At 60.8% G+C, this 20,031-nt stretch carries 34 protein-coding genes; 2 read left to right on the plus strand and 32 right to left on the minus strand.

Annotation, left to right across the window (positions count from 1 at the left end):
• Positions 1 to 55 precede the first annotated feature (55 nt).
• Entirely contained in the window at positions 56 to 709 is a 654-nt protein-coding gene (locus DIE13_RS19770) for a c-type cytochrome (RefSeq protein ID WP_124828699.1), read from the minus strand.
• A 217-nt stretch (positions 710 to 926) separates the two neighbouring features.
• Here DIE13_RS19770 and yihA point away from each other — a divergent pair, with 217 nt between their 5' ends.
• Both yihA and hemB read left to right on the plus strand, forming a co-directional pair.
• The gene (gene yihA, locus DIE13_RS19775; protein WP_124828700.1) at positions 927 to 1,586 is read left to right on the plus strand and encodes a ribosome biogenesis GTP-binding protein YihA/YsxC; all 660 of its coding nucleotides are present in this window, start codon (positions 927 to 929) and stop codon (positions 1,584 to 1,586) included.
• A 252-nt stretch (positions 1,587 to 1,838) separates the two neighbouring features.
• Positions 1,839 to 2,837 (plus strand): porphobilinogen synthase, encoded by a 999-nt coding sequence (gene hemB / locus DIE13_RS19780; protein ID WP_124828701.1) that lies wholly within the window; start codon positions 1,839 to 1,841, stop codon positions 2,835 to 2,837.
• A gap of 117 nt (positions 2,838 to 2,954) precedes the next feature.
• Here hemB and dsbD read toward each other — a convergent pair whose 3' ends face one another.
• From dsbD to rpsJ, 31 genes are all read right to left on the minus strand, one after another.
• A complete protein-coding gene (gene dsbD / locus DIE13_RS19785) occupies positions 2,955 to 4,802 on the minus strand; it encodes a protein-disulfide reductase DsbD (RefSeq protein WP_124828702.1) in 1,848 nt (615 codons plus the stop codon).
• Complete coding sequence (gene cutA / locus DIE13_RS19790) at positions 4,795 to 5,121, minus strand: divalent-cation tolerance protein CutA (RefSeq protein ID WP_124828703.1); 327 nt, start codon at positions 5,119 to 5,121, stop codon at positions 4,795 to 4,797. Before cutA ends, dsbD begins: the two co-directional genes overlap by 8 nt.
• Before the next feature lie 200 nt (positions 5,122 to 5,321).
• Positions 5,322 to 5,717, minus strand: a complete 396-nt coding sequence (rplQ, locus tag DIE13_RS19795; protein WP_006477175.1) for a 50S ribosomal protein L17 — start codon at positions 5,715 to 5,717, stop codon at positions 5,322 to 5,324.
• Between the two features lie 148 nt (positions 5,718 to 5,865).
• Entirely contained in the window at positions 5,866 to 6,843 is a 978-nt protein-coding gene (locus DIE13_RS19800) for a DNA-directed RNA polymerase subunit alpha (RefSeq protein ID WP_006477176.1), read from the minus strand.
• 124 nt (positions 6,844 to 6,967) lie between these two features.
• Positions 6,968 to 7,591, minus strand: coding sequence for a 30S ribosomal protein S4 (gene rpsD, locus DIE13_RS19805; RefSeq protein WP_012362893.1), 624 nt, complete (start codon positions 7,589 to 7,591; stop codon positions 6,968 to 6,970).
• A 156-nt stretch (positions 7,592 to 7,747) separates the two neighbouring features.
• Positions 7,748 to 8,149 carry a 30S ribosomal protein S11 gene (rpsK, locus tag DIE13_RS19810; protein ID WP_004197937.1) on the minus strand — a complete coding sequence of 134 codons (402 nt, stop codon included), beginning with the start codon at positions 8,147 to 8,149 and terminating at the stop codon, positions 7,748 to 7,750.
• 28 nt (positions 8,150 to 8,177) lie between these two features.
• Positions 8,178 to 8,543: a 30S ribosomal protein S13 gene (gene rpsM / locus DIE13_RS19815; protein ID WP_014898353.1), complete on the minus strand. Its 366-nt coding sequence runs from the start codon at positions 8,541 to 8,543 to the stop codon at positions 8,178 to 8,180.
• Positions 8,544 to 8,581: 38 nt separating this feature from the next.
• Positions 8,582 to 8,698: a 50S ribosomal protein L36 gene (gene rpmJ / locus DIE13_RS19820; RefSeq protein ID WP_004199844.1), complete on the minus strand. Its 117-nt coding sequence runs from the start codon at positions 8,696 to 8,698 to the stop codon at positions 8,582 to 8,584.
• Between the two features lie 20 nt (positions 8,699 to 8,718).
• Positions 8,719 to 8,937: a translation initiation factor IF-1 gene (gene infA / locus DIE13_RS19825; protein ID WP_004521905.1), complete on the minus strand. Its 219-nt coding sequence runs from the start codon at positions 8,935 to 8,937 to the stop codon at positions 8,719 to 8,721.
• 9 nt (positions 8,938 to 8,946) lie between these two features.
• Positions 8,947 to 10,296: a preprotein translocase subunit SecY gene (secY, locus tag DIE13_RS19830; RefSeq protein ID WP_096504156.1), complete on the minus strand. Its 1,350-nt coding sequence runs from the start codon at positions 10,294 to 10,296 to the stop codon at positions 8,947 to 8,949.
• Positions 10,297 to 10,338: 42 nt separating this feature from the next.
• The gene (rplO, locus tag DIE13_RS19835; protein WP_038749639.1) at positions 10,339 to 10,773 is read right to left on the minus strand and encodes a 50S ribosomal protein L15; all 435 of its coding nucleotides are present in this window, start codon (positions 10,771 to 10,773) and stop codon (positions 10,339 to 10,341) included.
• 26 nt (positions 10,774 to 10,799) lie between these two features.
• On the minus strand, positions 10,800 to 10,982 hold the full coding sequence (gene rpmD, locus DIE13_RS19840) for a 50S ribosomal protein L30 (RefSeq protein ID WP_006400644.1): 183 nt from the start codon (positions 10,980 to 10,982) through the stop codon (positions 10,800 to 10,802).
• Positions 10,983 to 10,997: 15 nt separating this feature from the next.
• Positions 10,998 to 11,516, minus strand: a complete 519-nt coding sequence (gene rpsE, locus DIE13_RS19845) for a 30S ribosomal protein S5 (RefSeq protein ID WP_006752931.1) — start codon at positions 11,514 to 11,516, stop codon at positions 10,998 to 11,000.
• Between the two features lie 14 nt (positions 11,517 to 11,530).
• Positions 11,531 to 11,896, minus strand: coding sequence for a 50S ribosomal protein L18 (gene rplR / locus DIE13_RS19850; protein WP_006477183.1), 366 nt, complete (start codon positions 11,894 to 11,896; stop codon positions 11,531 to 11,533).
• A gap of 12 nt (positions 11,897 to 11,908) precedes the next feature.
• Positions 11,909 to 12,439 (minus strand): 50S ribosomal protein L6, encoded by a 531-nt coding sequence (rplF, locus tag DIE13_RS19855; RefSeq protein ID WP_006758786.1) that lies wholly within the window; start codon positions 12,437 to 12,439, stop codon positions 11,909 to 11,911.
• Between the two features lie 18 nt (positions 12,440 to 12,457).
• The gene (gene rpsH, locus DIE13_RS19860; protein ID WP_006477185.1) at positions 12,458 to 12,853 is read right to left on the minus strand and encodes a 30S ribosomal protein S8; all 396 of its coding nucleotides are present in this window, start codon (positions 12,851 to 12,853) and stop codon (positions 12,458 to 12,460) included.
• Between the two features lie 14 nt (positions 12,854 to 12,867).
• Positions 12,868 to 13,173, minus strand: a complete 306-nt coding sequence (gene rpsN / locus DIE13_RS19865) for a 30S ribosomal protein S14 (RefSeq protein ID WP_006482884.1) — start codon at positions 13,171 to 13,173, stop codon at positions 12,868 to 12,870.
• A gap of 7 nt (positions 13,174 to 13,180) precedes the next feature.
• On the minus strand, positions 13,181 to 13,720 hold the full coding sequence (gene rplE / locus DIE13_RS19870; protein WP_006477186.1) for a 50S ribosomal protein L5: 540 nt from the start codon (positions 13,718 to 13,720) through the stop codon (positions 13,181 to 13,183).
• A 16-nt stretch (positions 13,721 to 13,736) separates the two neighbouring features.
• On the minus strand, positions 13,737 to 14,045 hold the full coding sequence (rplX, locus tag DIE13_RS19875; protein WP_006477187.1) for a 50S ribosomal protein L24: 309 nt from the start codon (positions 14,043 to 14,045) through the stop codon (positions 13,737 to 13,739).
• Positions 14,046 to 14,054: 9 nt separating this feature from the next.
• Complete coding sequence (rplN, locus tag DIE13_RS19880) at positions 14,055 to 14,423, minus strand: 50S ribosomal protein L14 (protein ID WP_006752929.1); 369 nt, start codon at positions 14,421 to 14,423, stop codon at positions 14,055 to 14,057.
• A 308-nt stretch (positions 14,424 to 14,731) separates the two neighbouring features.
• Complete coding sequence (gene rpsQ, locus DIE13_RS19885) at positions 14,732 to 15,004, minus strand: 30S ribosomal protein S17 (RefSeq protein WP_043191859.1); 273 nt, start codon at positions 15,002 to 15,004, stop codon at positions 14,732 to 14,734.
• Positions 15,001 to 15,195 (minus strand): 50S ribosomal protein L29, encoded by a 195-nt coding sequence (rpmC, locus tag DIE13_RS19890; protein WP_006400652.1) that lies wholly within the window; start codon positions 15,193 to 15,195, stop codon positions 15,001 to 15,003. The genes rpsQ and rpmC overlap by 4 nt, the downstream gene beginning before the upstream one ends.
• A gap of 9 nt (positions 15,196 to 15,204) precedes the next feature.
• A complete protein-coding gene (gene rplP / locus DIE13_RS19895; RefSeq protein WP_006482873.1) occupies positions 15,205 to 15,621 on the minus strand; it encodes a 50S ribosomal protein L16 in 417 nt (138 codons plus the stop codon).
• A gap of 2 nt (positions 15,622 to 15,623) precedes the next feature.
• Complete coding sequence (gene rpsC, locus DIE13_RS19900; RefSeq protein WP_006482899.1) at positions 15,624 to 16,424, minus strand: 30S ribosomal protein S3; 801 nt, start codon at positions 16,422 to 16,424, stop codon at positions 15,624 to 15,626.
• Between the two features lie 11 nt (positions 16,425 to 16,435).
• A complete protein-coding gene (gene rplV, locus DIE13_RS19905; protein WP_004199272.1) occupies positions 16,436 to 16,765 on the minus strand; it encodes a 50S ribosomal protein L22 in 330 nt (109 codons plus the stop codon).
• Positions 16,766 to 16,777: 12 nt separating this feature from the next.
• Positions 16,778 to 17,053 carry a 30S ribosomal protein S19 gene (gene rpsS, locus DIE13_RS19910; protein ID WP_004199273.1) on the minus strand — a complete coding sequence of 92 codons (276 nt, stop codon included), beginning with the start codon at positions 17,051 to 17,053 and terminating at the stop codon, positions 16,778 to 16,780.
• Between the two features lie 10 nt (positions 17,054 to 17,063).
• Positions 17,064 to 17,891 carry a 50S ribosomal protein L2 gene (rplB, locus tag DIE13_RS19915; RefSeq protein ID WP_006482900.1) on the minus strand — a complete coding sequence of 276 codons (828 nt, stop codon included), beginning with the start codon at positions 17,889 to 17,891 and terminating at the stop codon, positions 17,064 to 17,066.
• 2 nt (positions 17,892 to 17,893) lie between these two features.
• Positions 17,894 to 18,208, minus strand: a complete 315-nt coding sequence (rplW, locus tag DIE13_RS19920) for a 50S ribosomal protein L23 (protein ID WP_004199275.1) — start codon at positions 18,206 to 18,208, stop codon at positions 17,894 to 17,896.
• Positions 18,205 to 18,825 (minus strand): 50S ribosomal protein L4, encoded by a 621-nt coding sequence (gene rplD, locus DIE13_RS19925; RefSeq protein WP_006477192.1) that lies wholly within the window; start codon positions 18,823 to 18,825, stop codon positions 18,205 to 18,207. Before rplD ends, rplW begins: the two co-directional genes overlap by 4 nt.
• Positions 18,825 to 19,475: a 50S ribosomal protein L3 gene (gene rplC / locus DIE13_RS19930; RefSeq protein ID WP_006752926.1), complete on the minus strand. Its 651-nt coding sequence runs from the start codon at positions 19,473 to 19,475 to the stop codon at positions 18,825 to 18,827. Before rplC ends, rplD begins: the two co-directional genes overlap by 1 nt.
• A gap of 178 nt (positions 19,476 to 19,653) precedes the next feature.
• Entirely contained in the window at positions 19,654 to 19,965 is a 312-nt protein-coding gene (gene rpsJ / locus DIE13_RS19935; protein ID WP_004199280.1) for a 30S ribosomal protein S10, read from the minus strand.
• Positions 19,966 to 20,031: the final 66 nt, after the last annotated feature.

Consider the following 20,031-nt stretch of genomic DNA (forward strand, 5'->3'; position numbering starts at 1 on the left):
GTTCTGACTCCGGCCGCCCTTCGGACGCCCGGTCATTCCATTCGCGACTGTCCGTTCAATGCAGGCCGGCGATGTAATCCGCGACGGCCTTGATCTCGGTATCCGACAGACGCGACGCGATCTGATGCATCGCCTCGTTGTTGTTGCGCGCGCCGGCACCCTGCTGGAACGCGGTCAACTGGGCAACGGTGTAATCCGCCCATTGCCCCGACAGCCGCGGGTACTGGACCGGAATCCCCTGCCCCGTCGGCCCGTGACAGCTCGCGCAGGCGGGCACACCCTTTTCCGCGATGCCGCCGCGGTATATCTTCTGGCCGATCGGCACGGTCGCCGCATCGCGCGCGGCCCCGACCTTCATCGTCTGCGACCCGTAATACGCGGCAACATTGCGCATGTCGGCCGCGCTCAATGCGCTCGCGAACCCGACCATCACTGCGTTGGTCCGCGCCGGCCCCTTCGCGCCCGGCTGGGTCTTGAAGTCGTTCAACTGCTTGACCAGATATTCGGGATGCTGACCGGCGAGCTTCGGAAAACTGCCCGACGCGCTATTGCCGTCGGCGCCATGACACGACGCACAGACCTGTCCGGCAATCGCCTTGCCGCGGTCCAGATCCGGCTTTGCCGCATCCGCCGCTTTTGCCTCCACCACGAAACCTACGAACCCTGCTGCAACCTGAAGCACCATCAGAGACTTGCACAGTCGATTCATTCGCACACCCTGTTTCGTCTTGTGGGAATTAGAGGTTCTGCAAAAAACGACGTCGACCAGTCTACCGCAGAAGCTGCATAAAAGCGCGAGGCAGGCGCCCGCAACCCTTCGGCAAAACCGGCGTATTGTACAATATCGCGCTGAAAGCTCCCGCGCCTATCGGGGCTACCCCGCCTCCACCAAGCGGCTCGTGCCGCCCGTCCCACCGGTTCCCCCCATGGCCTTTTTGCTCCATCAAGCCCGCTTCTACACGACCGTCAACCATCTGCGCGACCTGCCGCCGACGGTACAACCGGAAATCGCATTCGCCGGCCGCTCGAATGCCGGCAAATCGACGGCGATCAACGTGCTGTGCAACCAGAAGCGGCTCGCGTTCGCGTCGAAGACGCCCGGCCGTACACAGCACATCAACTACTTCTCCGTCGGGCCGGCCGACGAACCCGTCGCGAACCTCGTCGACCTGCCCGGCTACGGCTACGCGGAAGTACCGGGGGCCGCGAAGGCCCACTGGGAAATGCTGCTGTCGTCCTATCTCGCGACCCGGTCGCAACTTTGCGGCCTGATCCTGATGATGGATTCGCGTCGTCCGCTGACCGATCTCGATCGCCGAATGATCGAGTGGTTCACGCCGACCGGCAAGCCGATCCACACGCTGCTAACGAAGTGCGACAAATTGACGCGGCAAGAGAGCATCAACGCGTTGCGAACCACGCAAAAGGGGCTCGACGCGTATCGCGACCAGGGCGTGAAGGGGAAGCTGACCGTCCAGCTGTTCTCGGCGATGAAGCGCGTCGGGCTCGACGAGGCGCACGAACTGATCGAAAGCTGGGTGCGGCCGTCCGTCGCCGACGAAAAAAGCGAGCCTGTAGCAAAATGATCGGACAACGCGCGGCCGGATTCGGCGTGCGCACCTGACGGCGCCTGCGAATTCGGCCGGCTCATAAAAAAACCCGCCGTTGAACGGCGGGTCAAACAGCCTAATCGAATAACGACAGGCACCCGCTCAGGGAGGAGAAGCGGGGAGCAGCGCGCGACGCGTGCCGCTCGATCGCTATCATATACCAACGGTCTCGAAAATGACCTAAGGGTTCCGTAAGGTCTTTCTTGCCCTGATTTCTGCCAAATCGCCATGAGCTTCCATCCGCTTCATCGTCCGCGCCGGATGCGCCGCGACGACTTCTCCCGGCGCCTGATGCGCGAAAACCGCCTGACCACCGACGACCTGATCTACCCGGTGTTCGTCGTCGAAGGCACCAACGAACGGCAGCCCGTGCCGTCGATGCCCGGCGTCGAGCGCGTGTCGGTCGATCTGCTGATGCATGTCGCCGAGCAGTGCGTCGAACTCGGCGTGCCCGTGCTGTCGCTGTTCCCAGCCATCGAGCCGTCGCTGAAGACGCCTGACGGCCGCGAGGCAGCCAATCCGGAAGGCCTGATCCCGCGCGCGGTGCGCGAGCTGAAAAAGCGCTTCCCCGAGCTGGGCGTGCTGACCGACGTTGCGCTCGACCCGTACACGAGCCACGGCCAAGACGGCGTGCTCGACGAAAACGGCTATGTGATCAACGACGAGACGATCGAGATCCTGGTCGACCAGGCGCGTGCGCAGGCCGAGGCCGGCGTCGACATCGTCGCGCCGTCGGACATGATGGACGGCCGGATCGGCGCGGTGCGCGAAATGCTGGAAAGCGACGGCCATATCCATACGCGCATCATGGCCTATTCGGCCAAGTTCGCGTCGGCGTTCTACGGTCCGTTTCGCGATGCAGTCGGTTCGGCATCAAATCTGGGCAAGGGCAACAAGATGACCTACCAGATGGATCCGGCGAACAGCGACGAAGCGCTGCGCGAAGTGCGCCTCGACATCGACGAAGGCGCCGACATGGTGATGGTCAAGCCCGGCATGCCGTATCTCGATATCGTGCGCCGCGTGAAGGACGAGTTCCGCTTCCCGACGTACGTGTATCAGGTGAGCGGTGAATACGCGATGCTGAAGGCCGCCGCGATGAACGGCTGGCTCGACCACGACAAGGTCGTGCTCGAATCGTTGCTCGCATTCAAGCGCGCGGGAGCCGACGGCGTGCTCACGTACTTCGCGCTCGACGCCGCGCGCCTGCTGAAATCACAGCGCTAAGCCGCACGTCGTACCAGCGCAAAGAAAACGGCGGAACACTTCTGTGTTCCGCCGTTTTTTATTCGTGTCGATCAATCGAGGGGACAGAGGCCGCCGGTGCGTGCCGGCGAGCGCGCGTCACACCGTCGGAACCGCAGCCCGATCGAGGCTGCGCAGGAATGTTTCGGCAGCCTGATAGCCGACCACGCGACCGATTTCGTTGCCGCTGCGATCGAAGAAGATGATCCCCGGCGGCCCGAACAGGTTGAAGCGCTTGAGCAGCGCCTGGTCGTCCGGATTGTTCGCCGTGACATCGGCGCGCACCAGGTGCAGTTGTCCGAGGCGCGCCTGCACGCGTGCGTCGGTGAACGTCAGATGCTCCATCTCCTTGCAGCTCACGCACCAGTCGGCATAAAAATCGAGCATAACGGGCCGGTCTGACGCCTTCAGCAGCGTGTCGAGCTCCGCGCTGGAGCGCACCGATGCGAATGCCGGGCCAACCTGTCCGGAGGCAGCACCGGCCGCCGACGCGTCGCCCGATGCGACGGTGCGCGACGCGAGCACGGCCAGCGGCTTCACGGGATCGTTCGAGCCGGCAGCGAGACCGACGAGCAACGTCGCCGCCCAGATCGCGAGTGCTGCGCCGAGTCCGCGGCCGAGACGGCGCCAGATCGAGGCCGCCCCCAGATTCGGCGTGAACAGGCCGAGCGCCGCGGCAGCGACAAGCAGCCACAATGCCGAGAGCACCATCTTCAGGCCGCCCGCCAGCACCGGCCACACGATCCACAGCGCAGCTGCGAGCAGGACGATGCCGAAAAACACCTTCACGCCGTCCATCCATGCACCGGCGCGCGGCAGCACCGTCCCGGCGCCGATGCCGACGATGAGCAGCGGCACGCCGAGCCCCAGCCCCATCGCGAAAAGCGCGGCACCGCCGAGCAGCGCGTTGCCGGTATGCGCGATGAAGGCGAGCACCGCAAACAGCGGTGCCGTCATGCAAGCACCAACGACCAGCGCCGACAACGCACCCATCGCAGCGACCGCGGCAAAATGGCCGCCCCGGCGCGCGCTCGATGCCTCTGCCGCGCCATTCTGCCAACGCGCGGGCAACGCGATGTCCTTGCCTGAAATCAGCGACACGGCAAACGCGGTGAGCAAGAGGCCGAACGCGCCGAGCACCCACGGGTTCTGCAACCATGCGCCAAGGCTCTGGCCGACCAGCGCCGCGGCAATGCCGAGCACGGTATAGACGAGCGCCATGCCGACCACGTAGGTCAGCGACAGCGCAAAGCCACGCGTGTGCGTCGCGCGCGTGCCCTGCCCGATGATGATCGCGGACACGATCGGTATCATCGGGTACGAACACGGCAGCAGGCTCAGCACGACGCCCGCGACGAAATACAGCGCGACGATCGTGAAGAAGCCGTGCCCCTCGAGCAGCGACTGTGCGAAATCGGCGCTCGTCACCTTGTCGAACCAGTTGCCCGAAGCCGTTGCACCATCAGCCGACGCTGCCGCGCCCAGCGCGGCTCCATCGACTTTCACGATGTGCTCGGCAGGCGGATAGCAGATACCCTCGTCGGCGCAGCCCTGGGATGTCACCGCGAGCTTGAACGGCCCTGCCGCCTGCTTGACGGGCACGTGAATCACGACCTCGTCACGATAAGTCTCGACTTCCTTCTGGAACGTCTGGTCGAACTTCACGTGACCGGCCGGGAATTGCGGCTCGCCGAGCGTCGCCTGCCCGCTCTTCACCGCGAACGCGAATCGCTCGCGGTACAGGTAATAGCCTTTGGCTACCTTGAAGCTGACGTCCACCTGCCCCGGCGATTCGCTCGCGCTGAACTTGAACGCGACCGACGGATCGAGGAAATCGTCGGCCGCACGCGCGACCGACAGGCCGCCCAGCACGAACACCAGCGACAACAGGACTGCAAGGAACCGCAGCGCGCGCACCCGCGCGGAAAGTGCCATACCGTTAAACATGAAATAGACGTTGAGTTTCGCTGGTCACCCACTGACCGTACCCGGCCGAAGCCGTCGCTTGCCACGAGACGATTTCGGGAGTCTCGTATGGATGATGCGCGAGAATAAACCGCTCCAGTTCGAGCGAGCGCACCGGGCTCGTCTTGAACAGCAACTGGATCTCGTCGGCCGTTTCGACCTTGCCCTGCCAGTGATAGCGCGACCTGATCGTGCCGAGCTCGGACACGCACGCGGCCAGCCGTGCGTCGAGTGCCCCGCCGGCAAGCGCTGCAGCCGTCGCCGCATCGGGCACCGTCGTCAGCATCAACACCACCACCATACGCACCCTCCAGGCTGGTTGACCGGCCTGCGGGACGCGGACCTTCCGTCCGGGGCCCGCATCGGCAGTCCCGTATCGTAGCTCAGCCCGCGCAACACTGCCGGCACCGGCCTGCGGCAATCGATCGCAGGCACGCGTCAAAAACAAAAAGGGCCAAGCAATCGCTCGGCCCCTTTCAGATACTGCTGCGTACCGGAAGCTTACTCAGCTTCTTGCACGTTTTCCGTTTCGTCGACTTCCGGACGATCGAGCAGCTCGACCAGTGCCATCGGTGCGTTGTCGCCGACGCGGAAGCCGAACTTCAGCACGCGCAGGTAGCCGCCCGGACGGTTCGCGAAACGCGGACCGAGCACGTCGAACAGCTTCGCCACCGAGTCACGATCGCGCAGGCGGTTGAACGCCAGGCGACGGTTTGCCAGCGACGGCTTCTTGCCGAGCGTGATCAGCGGCTCGACGACTTTACGGAGTTCCTTCGCCTTCGGCAGCGTCGTCTTGATGACTTCGTGCTCGATCAGCGAGTTGGACATGTTACGGAGCATAGCCAGACGGTGGCTGCTCGTGCGGTTCAGTTTCCGCAGACCATGACGATGGCGCATTTCAGTTTCCTTGATTCAAAGTTTTGATCCAGCTCTTCTATCGCACCTCTATGGGTGCACGGGCCGGTAGAGAAAAAAGCAAGATGCGGATTTTAAAGGAAAATCCGCATCTTTGCCAACTACAGCTATAGCCAGGCTACAAGCGGGCTTACTTGTCGAGACCAGCCGGCGGCCAGTTTTCGAGCTTCATGCCCAGCGTGAGACCGCGCGAAGCGAGCACTTCCTTGATCTCGTTCAGCGACTTGCGACCGAGGTTCGGCGTCTTCAGCAGCTCGTTTTCCGTGCGCTGGATGAGGTCGCCGATGTAGTAGATGTTCTCGGCCTTCAGGCAGTTCGCCGAACGAACCGTCAGCTCGAGATCGTCCACCGGACGCAGCAGGATCGGATCGATCTGCGGTGCGCGCGACGGCGCTTCGGCAGCCGTTTCCGTGCCTTCCAGTGCCGCGAACACGGACAGTTGGTCGACCAGGATGCGCGCCGATTGACGGATCGCCTCTTCCGGGGTGATCACGCCGCTCGTCTCGATGTTCATCACGAGCTTGTCGAGGTCGGTACGCTGCTCGACGCGTGCGCTTTCAACGGCATAGCTCACGCGGCGGACCGGCGAGAACGATGCGTCGAGGACGATGCGGCCGATGATCTTGGCCGTGTCTTCGCCATAGCGACGGACGTTGCCGGGCACATAGCCGCGACCCTTTTCGATCTTGATCTGAACGTCGAGCTTGCCGCCCTTCGACAGGTGTGCGATCACGTGATTCGGGTTGATGACTTCGCAATCGTGAGCCAGCTCGATATCGCCGGCCGTGACGACGCCTTCGCCTTCCTTGCGCAGGGTCACCGTCACTTCGTCACGGTTGTGCAGCTTGAACACCACACCCTTCAGGTTCAGCAGCAGGTTGACGACGTCCTCTTGCACGCCATCAAGCGTCGAGTACTCGTGCACCACGCCTGCGATCGTCACTTCGGTCGGCGCGTAGCCAACCATCGACGACAGCAGCACGCGGCGAAGCGCGTTGCCCAAGGTGTGGCCGTAACCGCGTTCGAACGGTTCCATGACCACCCTCGCGTGGTTCTCGCCCAGCGATTCCACGGCGATGATCTTGGGTTTCAGCAAACTGGTTTGCATGGGCTTTCCTTTTCAATACCCTCGGCTCGTTACACCGATAAGGCTGACCGGTAACAACCAGAAAATAAACAGCCGAGGCCCCTCCTTGCGCAACGCAATCGGGGTACCTCGGCCGTCAATCGGATTAACGCGAATACAATTCGACGATCAGGCTTTCGTTGATGTCGCCTGCGATGTCAGCGCGTTCCGGCATTTGCTTGAACGTGCCTTCGAACTTCTTCGCATCGACTGCAACCCAGCTCGGCATGCCGCCTTGCTCGGCCAGCGACAGCGCTTCGACGATACGCGCCTGCTTCTTCGCCTTTTCGCGGATCGCGACGACGTCACCAGCCTTCACTTGCTGCGACGGCACGTTCGCGACGACGCCGTTCACGGTGATCGACTTGTGGCTCACCAGCTGACGCGCTTCAGCGCGAGTCGAGCCGAAGCCCATGCGATACACAACGTTGTCGAGACGCGACTCGAGCAGTTGCAGCAGGTTTTCACCCGTGTTGCCCTTGCGGCGGTCGGCTTCGGCGAAGTAACGGCGGAACTGACGCTCCAGGACGCCGTAAATACGCTTGACCTTCTGCTTTTCGCGCAGCTGCGTACCATAGTCGGACGTACGTGCGCCCGAGGTACGGCCATGCTGGCCCGGCTTGCTGTCGAGCTTGCACTTGTCGGCGAGCGAGCGACGCGCGCTCTTCAGGAACAGGTCGGTGCCTTCACGACGGGACAGCTTGGCCTTAGGGCCGATATAACGTGCCACTTTGCATTCCTTTATCAATCAGTCACGCGGAGCAAAATCCGCGCTAGTTCGCGCCCTTTGGGGCGAACGGTGGGCTTAGTCAATCAAAAAAGCAACGCCCGTCGACGCTACGCGGCGACAGGCAAATGTGCCAGCACGAACGTGCCAGCAGCATTCTTAGATACGACGGCGCTTCGGCGGGCGGCAGCCGTTGTGCGGAATCGGGGTGACGTCCGAAATCGCGGTGATCTTGATGCCGAGGCCATGCAGTGCACGCACTGCCGACTCACGACCCGGGCCCGGGCCCTTGATCCGCACTTCCAGATTCTTCACGCCGTATTCCATCGCGACGCGACCGGCCGACTCAGCAGCAACCTGAGCAGCGAACGGCGTCGACTTGCGCGAGCCCTTGAAGCCCTGGCCGCCCGACGTCGCCCATGCCAGTGCATTGCCCTGGCGATCGGTGATCGTGATGATCGTGTTGTTGAACGACGCGTGAACGTGAACCACCCCTTCAGCGACGTTCTTCTTAACCTTCTTGCGAACGCGTTGCGCCGCGGTGTTCGAAGCCTTAGCCATTACGTTTTCCTGTAACTGTCAGTTCCGCTTACTTCTTCAGCGCTTGCGCTGCACGACGCGGACCCTTGCGGGTACGTGCGTTCGTACGCGTACGCTGACCGCGCATCGGCAGGCCCTTGCGATGACGAACGCCGCGGTAGCAACCGAGGTCCATCAGGCGCTTGATGTTCATCGTCACTTCACGGCGCAGATCGCCTTCGACGATGAACTTGCCCACTTCTTCACGCAGCTTTTCGAGGTCTGCGTCGGTCAGGTCCTTGACCTTCTTCGAGAATTCCACGCCAGACGCCACGCAGATGCTGCGCGAGCGCGTGCGGCCGATACCGAAGATTGCCGTCAGGCCGATCTCGGTATGCTGGTGATTCGGGATGTTAACCCCTGCGATACGAGCCATTGTTTTTCCTCAAACAAAAAGCGCAAACAAACGCGCGGTCAGCCTTGGCGCTGCTTGTGGCGCGGATCCGAGCTGCAGATCACGCGAACGACGCCTTTGCGCTTGATGATCTTGCAATTGCGGCAAATGCGCTTAACCGATGCCATCACTTTCATGATAATACCCTTTTTTCAAATCACTTCGCCCGGAACACGATCCGCGCACGAGACAGATCGTAAGGCGTCAATTCAACCGTCACCTTGTCGCCCGGCAGGATGCGGATGTAGTGCATCCGCATCTTCCCGGAGATATGCCCCAACACGACATGGCCGTTTTCCAGCTTCACACGGAAGGTCGCATTCGGGAGGTTTTCGATCACCTCACCCTGCATCTGGATTACATCGTCTTTGGCCATAGTCCTGAATTAACGCATTGGGATGTTGCCGCCCTTGAAGTTTGCCTTCTTGAGCAGCGACTCATACTGTTGCGACATAACGTACGACTGCACCTGCGCCATGAAGTCCATCGTGACGACGACAATGATCAGCAGCGACGTTCCACCAAAATAAAACGGCACGTTCCAGCGCAGCACCAGGAATTCCGGCAGCAGACACACGAAGACGATGTAGATCGCACCGGCCAGCGTCAGACGCGTGAGGATGCGGTCGATATATCGTGCGGTCTGGTCGCCCGGACGGATGCCCGGAACAAACGCGCCGCTCTTCTTCAAGTTGTCTGCGGTTTCCCTGCTGTTGAACACCAGCGCGGTGTAGAAGAAGCAGAAAAACACGATTGCCAGCGTGTACAGCAGCACATAGACCGGCTGACCCGGCTTCAGTGCCTCCGCGACGTCATGCAACGTGTTGGAGAGCCAGCCTCCCGTCGGTTGACCCGTGCTGAACCAGCCAAGAATCGTGGCCGGAAACAGGATGATCGACGACGCAAAGATCGGCGGAATCACGCCCGACATGTTCAGCTTCAGCGGCAAGTGCGACGACTGCCCACCGTAGATCTTGTTGCCAACCTGACGCTTCGCGTAGTTCACGAGGATCTTGCGCTGACCGCGTTCGATGAACACGACCAGGTAAGTCACCGCGGCAATCAGAACGACGATGATGATCGCCGAGAACGGCCCCATCGAACCCGTTTTCACCAGTTCGAGCAACCCACCCACGGCATTCGGGAACCCTGCTGCGATCCCGCCGAAGATGATGATCGAGATACCGTTGCCCAGACCACGCTCGGTGATCTGCTCACCCAGCCACATCAGGAACATCGTACCGGTCACCAGCGTCACGACCGTCGTCAGACGGAACAGCATGCCGGGGTCGATGACGAGGCCCGGCTGGTTTTCCAGCGCAGCCGCGATACCGAACGCCTGGAAGGTCGCGAGCACCACGGTGAAATACCGCGTGTACTGCGTGATCTTCCGTTGCCCTGCCTGCCCTTCCTTCTTCAGCGCCTCGAGCTGCGGCGAGACGATCGCCAACAGCTGCATGATGATCGACGCCGAGATGTACGGCATGATCCCCAGCGCAAAGATCGTGAAGCGGGAAAGCGCGCCACCCGAAAACATGTTGAACATGCCCAGGATGCCGCCCGCCTGGCTCTGGAACAGCTTCGCCAGTTGATCCGGATCGATGCCCGGCACGGGGATGTGCGCGCCGATGCGATAGACGATCAGCGCCAGGAGCAGGAACATCGCTCGCCGGCGCAGATCGCCGAATTTCGCCGTGCTTCGACCGGGTTTTGCAAGACTCGGGCTGTTAGCCAAGTACCTTCTCCGATGAATGCAAGTAACGACGCGCTACGCGTGTCACTCGGCGAACGAACCGCCAGCCGCTTCGATCGCAGCGCGCGCACCCTTGGTGGCACCCAGACCCTTCACGACGATCTTGCGCTTCAGTTCGCCCGTCGCGATGATCTTTGCGCTCTTCGTCAGCTCGCCGACCAGGCCGGCTTGCTTCAGTGCGAGCAGATCGACTTCATCGACCGGCAGCTTCTCGAGGTCGGAGAGGCGCACTTCACCGACGAATTCCTTCGTCAGCGACGTGAAGCCGCGCTTCGGCAGACGACGTTGCAGCGGCATCTGACCGCCTTCGAAACCGACTTTGTGGAAGCCGCCCGAACGCGATTTCTGACCCTTGTGACCACGGCCAGCCGTCTTGCCGAGGCCCGAACCGATGCCGCGGCCGACGCGACGCTTGGCGTGCTTGGCACCAGCGGCCGGCTTCAGGTTATTCAATTCCATATCAACTCCTTGATCCGTAGGGCCGCTTACGCGATGACCTTAACGAGGTACGAGACCTTGTTGATCATGCCGCGGACCGCCGGCGTATCCTGCAGCTCGCTAACCGAGTTGAGTCGGCGCAGGCCGAGGCCACGCACGGTCGCACGGTGCGATTCGCGGGTCCCGATCAGGCTCTTCACGAGCTGAACCTTGACAGTTTTTTCAGACATGGTGACCACCCGGGCTTAGCCCAAAATATCTTCGACGGACTTGCCGCGCTTCGCCGCGATGTCTGCCGGGGTCGACTGCTTGCGCAGACCGTCCAGCGTGGCGCGAACGAGGTTGTACGGGTTCGTCGAACCGTGGCTCTTGGCCACGACGTTCTGAACGCCCATCACGTCGAACACTGCGCGCATCGGGCCGCCGGCGATCACGCCCGTACCTGCCTTCGCCGGAGCGAGGAGGACAGCGGATGCGCCATGCTTGCCGTGCACTTCGTGCTGCAGCGTGCCGTTCTTGAGCGGCACCTTGAACATGTTGCGGCGAGCTTGTTCCATTGCCTTCTGGACAGCGACCGGCACTTCCTTCGCCTTGCCCTTGCCCATACCGATGCGGCCATCGCCGTCGCCAACCACGGTCAGTGCGGCGAAGCCGAGAATACGGCCACCCTTCACGACCTTGGTCACGCGGTTGACCGAAATCATCTTTTCGCGAAGGCCGTCGTCGCGCTCGTCAGCCTGAACTTTCGCTTGCATCTTTGCCATGACGAATTCCTTCCTTAGAACTTGAGCCCAGCTTCGCGAGCTGCCTCAGCCAGCGCCTTGACGCGGCCATGGTAGCGGAAGCCCGAGCGGTCGAAGGCGACGGATTCGATGCCGGCAGCCTTTGCCTTCTCGGCAATACGCTTGCCGATCAGCGTCGCGGCATTAACGTTGCCGCCCTTGCCCGACTTGTCGGCCAGTTCAGCGCGCACTTCTGCTTCGAGCGTCGACGCGCTTGCGAGCACCTTGGTGCCGCAGGGCGAGAACACTTGAGCGTAGATGTGCGTGTTCGTGCGATGCACGGCGAGACGCGCGACCTGCAGCTCAGCGATCTTGATACGCGTCTGGCGAGCGCGGCGCAGGCGAGATTGAGTCTTATCCATGATTGCGCACCCTTACTTCTTCTTCGTTTCTTTGAGGATCACAACCTCGTCGGAATAGCGCACGCCCTTGCCCTTGTAGGGCTCCGGCGGACGGTAACCGCGAACTTCCGCAGCTACTTGACCGACTTGTTGCTTGTTGATCCCCTTGATCACGATTTCGGTTTGCGTCGGGGTTTCAGCCTTGACGCCTTCCGGCATCTGGTGCACCACCGGGTGCGAGAAACCCAGCGACAGGTTCAGCTTGTCGCCTTGCGCTTGCGCACGATAACCGACGCCAACCAGCGTCAGCTTGCGCTCGAAACCCTTGGTCACGCCGTGCACGGCATTCGCGATGATCGCGCGCATCGTACCCGACAGTGCATTTGCTTCGCGGCTTTCGTCGACCGGCGACAGATTCAGCGTGCCGTCGTTGTTCGCCACGTTCACGAGCGGATTGATCGCTTGCGTGATGGTGCCCAGCGGGCCTTTGACGGTGATTGCACCGTCGGCCAGCTTGACTTCCGCGCCTTGCAGCGCGATCGGGCTTTTACCTACTCGAGACATGTTTCTCTCTCCTCGGCTTTAAGCAACGTAGCAGATGACTTCGCCGCCGACGCCGGTAGCGCGCGCCTTGCGGTCGGTCATCACGCCCTTCGGCGTCGACACGATTGCCACACCCAGGCCGTTCATGACCTGCGGAATGTCGTTACGGCCGCGGTACACGCGCAGACCAGGCTTCGAAACGCGCTCGAGGCGTTCGATGACCGGGCGACCTGCGTAGTACTTCAGCGCGATATTCAGTTCGGACTTCGCACCTTCCGCCTTGACGGCGAAATCGTCGATATAACCTTCGTCCTTCAGGACTTGCGCGATTGCAACCTTGACCTTCGACGAGGGCATCGCGACCGATACCTTCTCGACCATCTGCGCGTTGCGGATGCGAGTCAGCATATCGGCGATAGGATCACTCATGCTCATTTACGTTTCTCCTATTACCAGCTCGCCTTGGTCAGGCCAGGAATCTCGCCACGGAATGCGATTTCACGAATCTTGTTACGCGCGAGGCCGAATTTACGGAACGTGCCACGCGGACGGCCCGTGATCGCGCAGCGGTTACGCTGGCGGGTCGGGTTTGCGTTGCGGGGCAGTTGCTGCAGCTCCAGGCGTGCTTCGTAGCGCTCTTCTTCCGACTTGCTTTGGTCTTCGACGATCGCCTTCAGCGCTTCGCGCTTTGCTGCGAACTTCGCGACCAGGCGGGCGCGCTTCTTTTCACGTTCGATCAGTGCCAGTTTAGCCACGGTAACCTCAGTTTCTGAACGGGAACTTGAAGCTGGCGAGCAGAGCCTTTGCTTCGTCGTCGGTCTTCGCAGTCGTCGTGATGCTGATGTTCAGCCCACGCAGTGCGTCGATCTTGTCGTAGTCGATTTCGGGGAAAATGATCTGCTCTTTCACACCGATGTTGTAGTTGCCGCGGCCATCGAAGGCACGACCCGACACGCCGCGGAAGTCACGCACGCGGGGCAGGGCAACGGTCACGAAACGGTCGAGGAATTCGTACATCGCTTGACCACGCAGCGTCACCATCGCACCGATCGGGTAACCCTGGCGGATCTTGAAGCCTGCGATTGCCTTGCGCGCCTTCGTGACGACCGGCTTCTGACCAGCGATCTTCGTGAGATCGCCAACGGCGTTCTCGATGATCTTCTTGTCAGCGATCGCTTCGCCAAGACCCATGTTCAGCGTGATCTTGGTGATGCGCGGCACTTCCATGACCGACTTGTAACCGAACTTCTCGATCAGGCCGGGCACAACCTTTTCTTTGTAAAACTCTTGAAAACGAGCCATTTTTTACTCCGCTGCGTCAGGCGCTCAGTACGGCACCGGTCGTCTTCAGGAAGCGAACCTTCTTGCCTTCCTCGACCTTGATGCCAACACGCGACGCCTTGCCATTCGCGTCGACCAGTGCGACGTTCGAAATATGCAGGGGCATCGTCTTCGCTTCCACGCCGCCCGTCGTACCCTTCATCGGGTTCGGCTTCACATGCTTCTTGACGAGGTTGATACCTTCAACCGTCACATGTTCTGCACCGACAGCCAGCACGACGCCGCGCTTGCCCTTGTCTTTGCCGGTGACGACGATAACTTCGTCACCCTTGCGAATCTTGTTCATCGCGACTCCTTACAGCACTTCCGGCGCCAGCGAAACGATCTTCATGAATCGTTCGCTACGCAGCTCACGCGTCACCGGCCCGAAGATACGGGTGCCGATCGGCTCGAGCTTGTTATTCAAAAGCACAGCGGCGTTGCCGTCGAACTTGATCAGCGAGCCGTCTTGACGGCGAACGCCCTTGGCGGTGCGGACCACCACGGCGTTGTAAATTTCGCCTTTCTTCACGCGCCCGCGCGGCGTTGCTTCTTTGACGGTCACCTTGATGATGTCGCCAATGCCGGCATAACGACGCTTCGAGCCGCCGAGCACCTTGATGCACATGACTTCACGCGCACCCGTGTTGTCGGCTACTTCGAGCCGAGATTCGGTCTGGATCATGGTTTGTCTTTCCCAACTTAATCCGGATGCACCACCATGATGCATTCGGTCAGTCTTGGTCCCGTCAGCCAATCGGCTGCTTGGGTTGGAACAGCAGCGACGGCAAACGAAACCCGCCATCGCAATTCGGTGAATCTTTCGGACAGGCTGGCGCCAGTCCGCTTCCCCCACCAACTTCGCCCGCGACGGGGCTCCCATAAAGAGGGAAGACCAGGATTATAACAAATAACCCTGGTCACGCAAGCAAAAACTTTGCGATTCAAGCACTTCGTGGCGAAGTGCCTGTTACTGCCTACTGCGCTGCCCGCTTAGATGACGCGAGCTGCTTCGACGAGGCGCGACACCGTCCAGGCCTTCGTCTTCGACAGCGGACGAGTTTCCTGGATTTCAACGAGGTCACCCTCGTTGTAGGTGTTCGCTTCATCATGCGCGTGGTACTTCTTCGAGCGCACGACATACTTGCCGTAGATCGGATGCTTGACGCGGTGCTCGATCAGCACGGTGACGGTCTTGTCCATCTTGTTGCTGACGACCCGACCGACCAGCGTCCGCTTCAGCGAGGTTTTCACGCTATCGTTCATTTCTGGTTCGCCTTCTGAGTCATGACGGTCCGCACACGTGCGATGTCGCGACGAACCTTCTTCAGCTGGCTCGTGTTCGTGAGCTGCTGGGTCGCGAGTTGCATGCGCAGGCCGAATTGCGCCTTCAGCAGGTCCGCCAGCTCCTTGTTGAGCGCGGCCTGGTCTTTCTGGAGAAGTTCGGAAGCCTTCATGTTTTCTCCTTAGGCGCCGAGCTGGCGCACGATGAATGCCGTCTTCAGCGGCAGCTTGGCTGCAGCCAGACGGAACGCTTCGCGTGCCAGTTCTTCGGTTACGCCGTCCATTTCATAGAGCATCTTGCCCGGCTGGATCTCAGCGACGTAGTACTCCGGGTTACCCTTACCGTTACCCATACGTACTTCTGCCGGCTTTTGCGAAATCGGCTTGTCCGGGAAGATCCGGATCCAGATGCGGCCGCCACGCTTGATGTGACGCGTCATTGCACGACGCGCTGCTTCAATTTGACGCGCGGTCAAACGGCCGCGACCGATCGCCTTCAGGCCGAATTCACCGAACGACACTGCGTTGCCGCGCGTCGCCTTGCCGGTGTTACGACCCTTCTGCTCTTTGCGATACTTCCTGCGTTTCGGTTGCAGCATCGTTATTCTCCAGTCTTGCCGTCTTCCGGCTTGCCGGCGCCGCGGCGCGGTGCGCCACGACGAGCACCCGGAGCGCCGCCTTCGCCATCACGGCGCGGACGACGGTCGCCCGGACGCGCATTGCGACGCGGACGCTTGTCTTCGGCTACTTCTTCGACCACCGGCGCGTCATTGCGGCCGAGCGTGTCGCCCTTGTAAACCCACACCTTGACGCCGATGATGCCGTAGGTCGTCTTCGCTTCCGAAGTCGCGTAGTCGATATCGGCACGCAGCGTATGAAGGGGCACGCGACCTTCGCGATACCACTCCGTACGAGCGATTTCGATACCGTTCAGACGGCCTGCGCTCATGATCTTGATGCCTTGGGCACCCAGACGCATCGCGTTCTGCATCGCACGCTTCATCGCGCGACGGAACATGATCCGACGCTCGAGCTGTTGCGTGATCGAGTCAGCGATCAGTTGAGCATCGGTTTCCGGCTTGCGGATTTCTTCGATGTTGACGTGAACCGGCACGCCCATGCGGCGTTGCAGTTCCGTCTTCAGCTGTTCGATATCCTCGCCCTTCTTGCCGATGACCACACCCGGACGCGAGCTGTAAATCGTGATACGCGCGTTCTTCGCCGGACGCTCGATGACGACCCGACCGACCGAAGCGTTCTTCAGCTTCTTCTTCAGGTATTCACGAACACCGATGTCTTCCTGCAGCATCGCCGCGAAATTGTTGTTGTTCGCGTACCAACGCGAAGCCCAATTACGGCTGACAGCCAGGCGGAAGCCAGTCGGATGAATTTTCTGTCCCATCGTATGGCTCCTTAATTCCCGACCGTCACAGTGATGTGACAGGATTGCTTCTCGATGCGGTTACCGCGGCCTTTGGCGCGCGCGGTGAAACGCTTGAGCGATGCAGCCTTGTCGACGTAGATGCTCTTGATCTTGAGCTCGTCGATATCAGCGCCTTCGTTGTGCTCCGCATTCGCGATTGCCGACAGCACAACCTTCTTCACGATGCCAGCCGCCTTCTTCGGCGAGAACGTCAGAACGTTCAGCGCCTTGTCGACCGGCAAACCGCGGATCTGGTCAGCCACAAGGCGCGTTTTTTGCGCCGAGATGCGGGCACCGCGATGAATTGCTTTCACTTCCATCTTGATTGCCCCTTATTTCTTGGCCTTCTTGTCGGCTGCGTGACCCTTGAACGTACGGGTCAGTGCGAACTCGCCAAGCTTGTGGCCGACCATGTTTTCCGAGATGTACACCGGAACGTGTTGACGGCCGTTATGAACAGCGATCGTCAGGCCGATGAAATCCGGCAGAATCGTCGAGCGACGCGACCAGGTCTTGATCGGCTTTTTGTCGCGCGAAGCTGCAGCCGCCTCAACTTTCTTCAGCAAATGGGCGTCGCAGAACGGACCTTTTTTAACAGAACGTGCCATTGCCTACTCCTTAACGCTTGTGACGGCGCTGGACGATCATCGTCGTCGTGCGCTTGTTGCTGCGGGTGCGGTAACCCTTAGCCGGCGTACCCCACGGGCTTACCGGGTCGCGACCTGCAGCCGTCTTGCCCTCACCACCACCGTGCGGGTGATCAACCGGGTTCATCGCAACGCCGCGCACCGTCGGGCGGATACCGCGCCAGCGGTTCGCGCCAGCCTTGCCGATCTGGCGCAGGCTATGCTCTTCGTTGCCAACTTCACCGATCGTTGCACGGCACTCGATGTGCACGCGACGGATTTCGCCCGAACGCAGACGAACCTGCGCGTAGACGCCTTCACGCGCCAGCAGCATGGCCGACGTGCCAGCCGAACGCGCCATTTGCGCGCCCTTGCCCGGCAGCATCTCGATGCAGTGGATCGTCGTACCGACCGGAATGTTGCGGATCGGCAGCGTGTTGCCTGCACGGATCGGCGCTTCCGAACCCGACATCAGCTGTTGGCCGACCGTCAGGCCCTTCGGGGCGATGATGTAGCGACGCTCGCCGTCTGCGTAGAGCACCAGCGCGATGTTCGCGCTACGGTTCGGGTCGTACTCGAGACGTTCGACCTTTGCCGGGATGCCATCCTTCGTACGACGGAAATCGACGATACGATAGTGCTGCTTGTGACCACCACCCTTGTGACGCGTGGTGATACGGCCGTTGTTGTTACGGCCGGCGGTCGAGCTCTGCGAGTCGAGCAGTGCCGCGAACGGCTTGCCCTGGTGCAGGTTCTTGTTGACCACCTTGACCATCGCGCGGCGACCCGGCGAAGTCGGTTTAACTTTAACGATTGCCATGATTACTTGGCCTCCGCTTCAAAGTTGATTTCCTGGCCGGGCTTCAGGCAAACGTACGCCTTCTTCACGTCCTTACGGCGGCCCATCGAACGGCCGAAGCGCTTTTGCTTGCCCTTCTGAACCAGCACGTTGACCGAATCAACTTCAACCTTGAACAGCAGCTCGACAGCCGCCTTCACTTCCTGCTTCGTGGCATCCGGTGCGACTTCGAACACGACTTGCTCGTTCTTGTCGGCAACCAGCGTCGCCTTTTCCGAAATCACCGGCGCGAGCAGGACCTGCATCAAACGATGATCGTTCTTGCGAATCTCGCTCATGACAGCAACTCCTCGATCTGGGCGACCGCAGCCTTCGTGACCAGCACTTTCTTGAAGTAGATCAGCGACAGCGGGTCAGCGTAGCGCGGCTCGACAATCGCCACGTGCGGCAGGTTGCGCGAAGCCAGGTACAGGTTCTCGTCGACCGTATCCGTGATGATCAGAACGGAGTCGAGACCCATGGTCTTGAATTTGTCGGCCAGCAGCTTGGTCTTCGGCGCTTCGAGGATGATGTCCTCGACGACCGACAGACGGCCTTCACGGGCCAGCTGCGAGAAGATCGAGCAGAGACCTGCGCGATGCATCTTCTTGTTGACCTTGTGCGAGAAGTTTTCTTCCGGCGAGTTCGGGAAGATACGACCACCGCCACGCCACAACGGGCTCGACGACATACCGGCACGAGCGCGGCCCGTACCCTTCTGACGCCACGGCTTCTTGGTGGTGTGCTTGACTTGCTCGCGGTCCTTCTGTGCGCGGTTACCCTGGCGAGCATTCGCCTGGTACGCAACGACGACCTGGTGGATCAGCGCTTCGTTGTAGTCACGACCGAACACGACGTCCGACGCGTTGACCACTGCACCTTCCTGACCATTTTCGTTCAGGAGCTTGAGTTCCATTATTTCGCCCCCTTGGTCTTGACGGCCGGCGTCACGAAAACCTTGCCGCCCTTCGCGCCCGGAATCGCACCCTTGACGAGCAGCAGCTTGCGCTCTGCGTCGATACGAGCGATTTCGAGGTTCTGCACCGTCACCGTAACGTCACCGAGGTGACCCGTCATGCGCTTACCCGGGAAAACACGACCCGGATCCTGCGCCATACCGATCGAGCCCGGCACGTTGTGCGAGCGCGAGTTACCGTGGGTAGCACGACCCGAGGAGAAGTTGTAACGCTTGATCGTACCGGCGTAGCCCTTACCGATCGACACGCCCTGCACGTCGACCTTCTGGCCCACTTCGAAAAGATCAGCACCGACCACGGCGCCATTCGACAGCTCGGCTGCCTTGGCCGCGTCAATGCGGAATTCCTTGAGGATTTCACCGGCTTCGACACCGGCTTTGGCGAGATGACCTGCCAGCGGCTTCGTCACGCGCGATGCGCGGCGGGAGCCGAATGCAACCTGCACGGCCGTGTAGCCGTCGGTTTCAACAGTCTTGATCTGCGTCACGCGGTTGTCCGACACGTCCAGCACGGTGACGGGAATCGAATCCCCTTCAGCCGTGAAGATACGGGTCATGCCAACCTTGCGACCTACGAGTCCAAGGCTCATCATTTTCTCCATTCCCGACTGCGATTGGTCGGGGCTGATTTACAAAATGCCGGGCACGCAAGGCCCAACTTTTTTTCGCGAATGCACGAAAAGCCAAGCAGTATAGCCCGACTTCTCGATTTCCGCAAGCAATACAAAGACTTAGCGCCACTCGGGAAACCGGCTGACGCCCAAAGCCTTACTGCAGCTTGATTTCCACGTCGACGCCAGCCGGCAGATCGAGCTTCATCAGCGCGTCAACCGTCTTGTCGGTCGGATCGACGATGTCCATCAAGCGCTGGTGGGTACGGATTTCGAGCTGATCGCGCGACGTCTTGTTGACGTGCGGCGAACGCAGGATGTCAAAACGCTGAATGCGCGTCGGCAGCGGCACCGGGCCACGGACGATTGCGCCAGTCCGCTTCGCGGTATCGACGATCTCGGCAGCCGATTGATCGATCAGACGATAGTCGAAAGCCTTCAGGCGAATGCGGATTTTCTGTTGCTGCATGACGATTCCTTGAAAAGAGCGAGGCGATGTTGCATCGCCGGACACTAAAAGAACGCGAAACAGGTT

The organism is Burkholderia sp. Bp9016, from assembly GCF_003857765.1.
In the GTDB taxonomy this organism is placed as follows: Bacteria; Pseudomonadota; Gammaproteobacteria; order Burkholderiales; family Burkholderiaceae; genus Burkholderia.

Coding starts and splice junctions, on each gene's coding strand:
- yihA (WP_124828700.1), top strand. CDS start 927: ATGGCCTTTTTGCTCCATCAAGCCCGCTTCTACACGACCGTCAACCAT.
- rplP (WP_006482873.1), bottom strand. CDS start 15,621: ATGCTGCAACCGAAACGCAGGAAGTATCGCAAAGAGCAGAAGGGTCGT.
- dsbD (WP_124828702.1), bottom strand. CDS start 4,802: ATGTTTAACGGTATGGCACTTTCCGCGCGGGTGCGCGCGCTGCGGTTC.
- rplV (WP_004199272.1), bottom strand. CDS start 16,765: ATGGAAGTGAAAGCAATTCATCGCGGTGCCCGCATCTCGGCGCAAAAA.
- rplF (WP_006758786.1), bottom strand. CDS start 12,439: ATGTCTCGAGTAGGTAAAAGCCCGATCGCGCTGCAAGGCGCGGAAGTC.
- rplR (WP_006477183.1), bottom strand. CDS start 11,896: ATGGATAAGACTCAATCTCGCCTGCGCCGCGCTCGCCAGACGCGTATC.
- infA (WP_004521905.1), bottom strand. CDS start 8,937: ATGGCCAAAGACGATGTAATCCAGATGCAGGGTGAGGTGATCGAAAAC.
- rpmC (WP_006400652.1), bottom strand. CDS start 15,195: ATGAAGGCTTCCGAACTTCTCCAGAAAGACCAGGCCGCGCTCAACAAG.
- DIE13_RS19800 (WP_006477176.1), bottom strand. CDS start 6,843: ATGCAAACCAGTTTGCTGAAACCCAAGATCATCGCCGTGGAATCGCTG.
- rpmD (WP_006400644.1), bottom strand. CDS start 10,982: ATGTCTGAAAAAACTGTCAAGGTTCAGCTCGTGAAGAGCCTGATCGGG.
- rplD (WP_006477192.1), bottom strand. CDS start 18,825: ATGGAACTCAAGCTCCTGAACGAAAATGGTCAGGAAGGTGCAGTGGTC.
- rpmJ (WP_004199844.1), bottom strand. CDS start 8,698: ATGAAAGTGATGGCATCGGTTAAGCGCATTTGCCGCAATTGCAAGATC.
- rplC (WP_006752926.1), bottom strand. CDS start 19,475: ATGAGCCTTGGACTCGTAGGTCGCAAGGTTGGCATGACCCGTATCTTC.
- hemB (WP_124828701.1), top strand. CDS start 1,839: ATGAGCTTCCATCCGCTTCATCGTCCGCGCCGGATGCGCCGCGACGAC.
- rpsE (WP_006752931.1), bottom strand. CDS start 11,516: ATGGCAAAGATGCAAGCGAAAGTTCAGGCTGACGAGCGCGACGACGGC.
- rplB (WP_006482900.1), bottom strand. CDS start 17,891: ATGGCAATCGTTAAAGTTAAACCGACTTCGCCGGGTCGCCGCGCGATG.
- rplN (WP_006752929.1), bottom strand. CDS start 14,423: ATGATCCAGACCGAATCTCGGCTCGAAGTAGCCGACAACACGGGTGCG.
- rpsH (WP_006477185.1), bottom strand. CDS start 12,853: ATGAGCATGAGTGATCCTATCGCCGATATGCTGACTCGCATCCGCAAC.
- rpsQ (WP_043191859.1), bottom strand. CDS start 15,004: ATGAACGATAGCGTGAAAACCTCGCTGAAGCGGACGCTGGTCGGTCGG.
- rplX (WP_006477187.1), bottom strand. CDS start 14,045: ATGAACAAGATTCGCAAGGGTGACGAAGTTATCGTCGTCACCGGCAAA.
- rplQ (WP_006477175.1), bottom strand. CDS start 5,717: ATGCGCCATCGTCATGGTCTGCGGAAACTGAACCGCACGAGCAGCCAC.
- rplW (WP_004199275.1), bottom strand. CDS start 18,208: ATGAGCGAGATTCGCAAGAACGATCATCGTTTGATGCAGGTCCTGCTC.
- rpsM (WP_014898353.1), bottom strand. CDS start 8,543: ATGGCTCGTATCGCAGGGGTTAACATCCCGAATCACCAGCATACCGAG.
- rpsJ (WP_004199280.1), bottom strand. CDS start 19,965: ATGCAGCAACAGAAAATCCGCATTCGCCTGAAGGCTTTCGACTATCGT.
- rplO (WP_038749639.1), bottom strand. CDS start 10,773: ATGGAATTGAATAACCTGAAGCCGGCCGCTGGTGCCAAGCACGCCAAG.
- cutA (WP_124828703.1), bottom strand. CDS start 5,121: ATGGTGGTGGTGTTGATGCTGACGACGGTGCCCGATGCGGCGACGGCT.
- rpsS (WP_004199273.1), bottom strand. CDS start 17,053: ATGGCACGTTCTGTTAAAAAAGGTCCGTTCTGCGACGCCCATTTGCTG.
- rpsK (WP_004197937.1), bottom strand. CDS start 8,149: ATGGCTAAGGCTTCGAACACCGCGGCGCAACGCGTTCGCAAGAAGGTT.
- rplE (WP_006477186.1), bottom strand. CDS start 13,720: ATGGCTCGTTTTCAAGAGTTTTACAAAGAAAAGGTTGTGCCCGGCCTG.
- DIE13_RS19770 (WP_124828699.1), bottom strand. CDS start 709: ATGAATCGACTGTGCAAGTCTCTGATGGTGCTTCAGGTTGCAGCAGGG.
- rpsC (WP_006482899.1), bottom strand. CDS start 16,424: ATGGGACAGAAAATTCATCCGACTGGCTTCCGCCTGGCTGTCAGCCGT.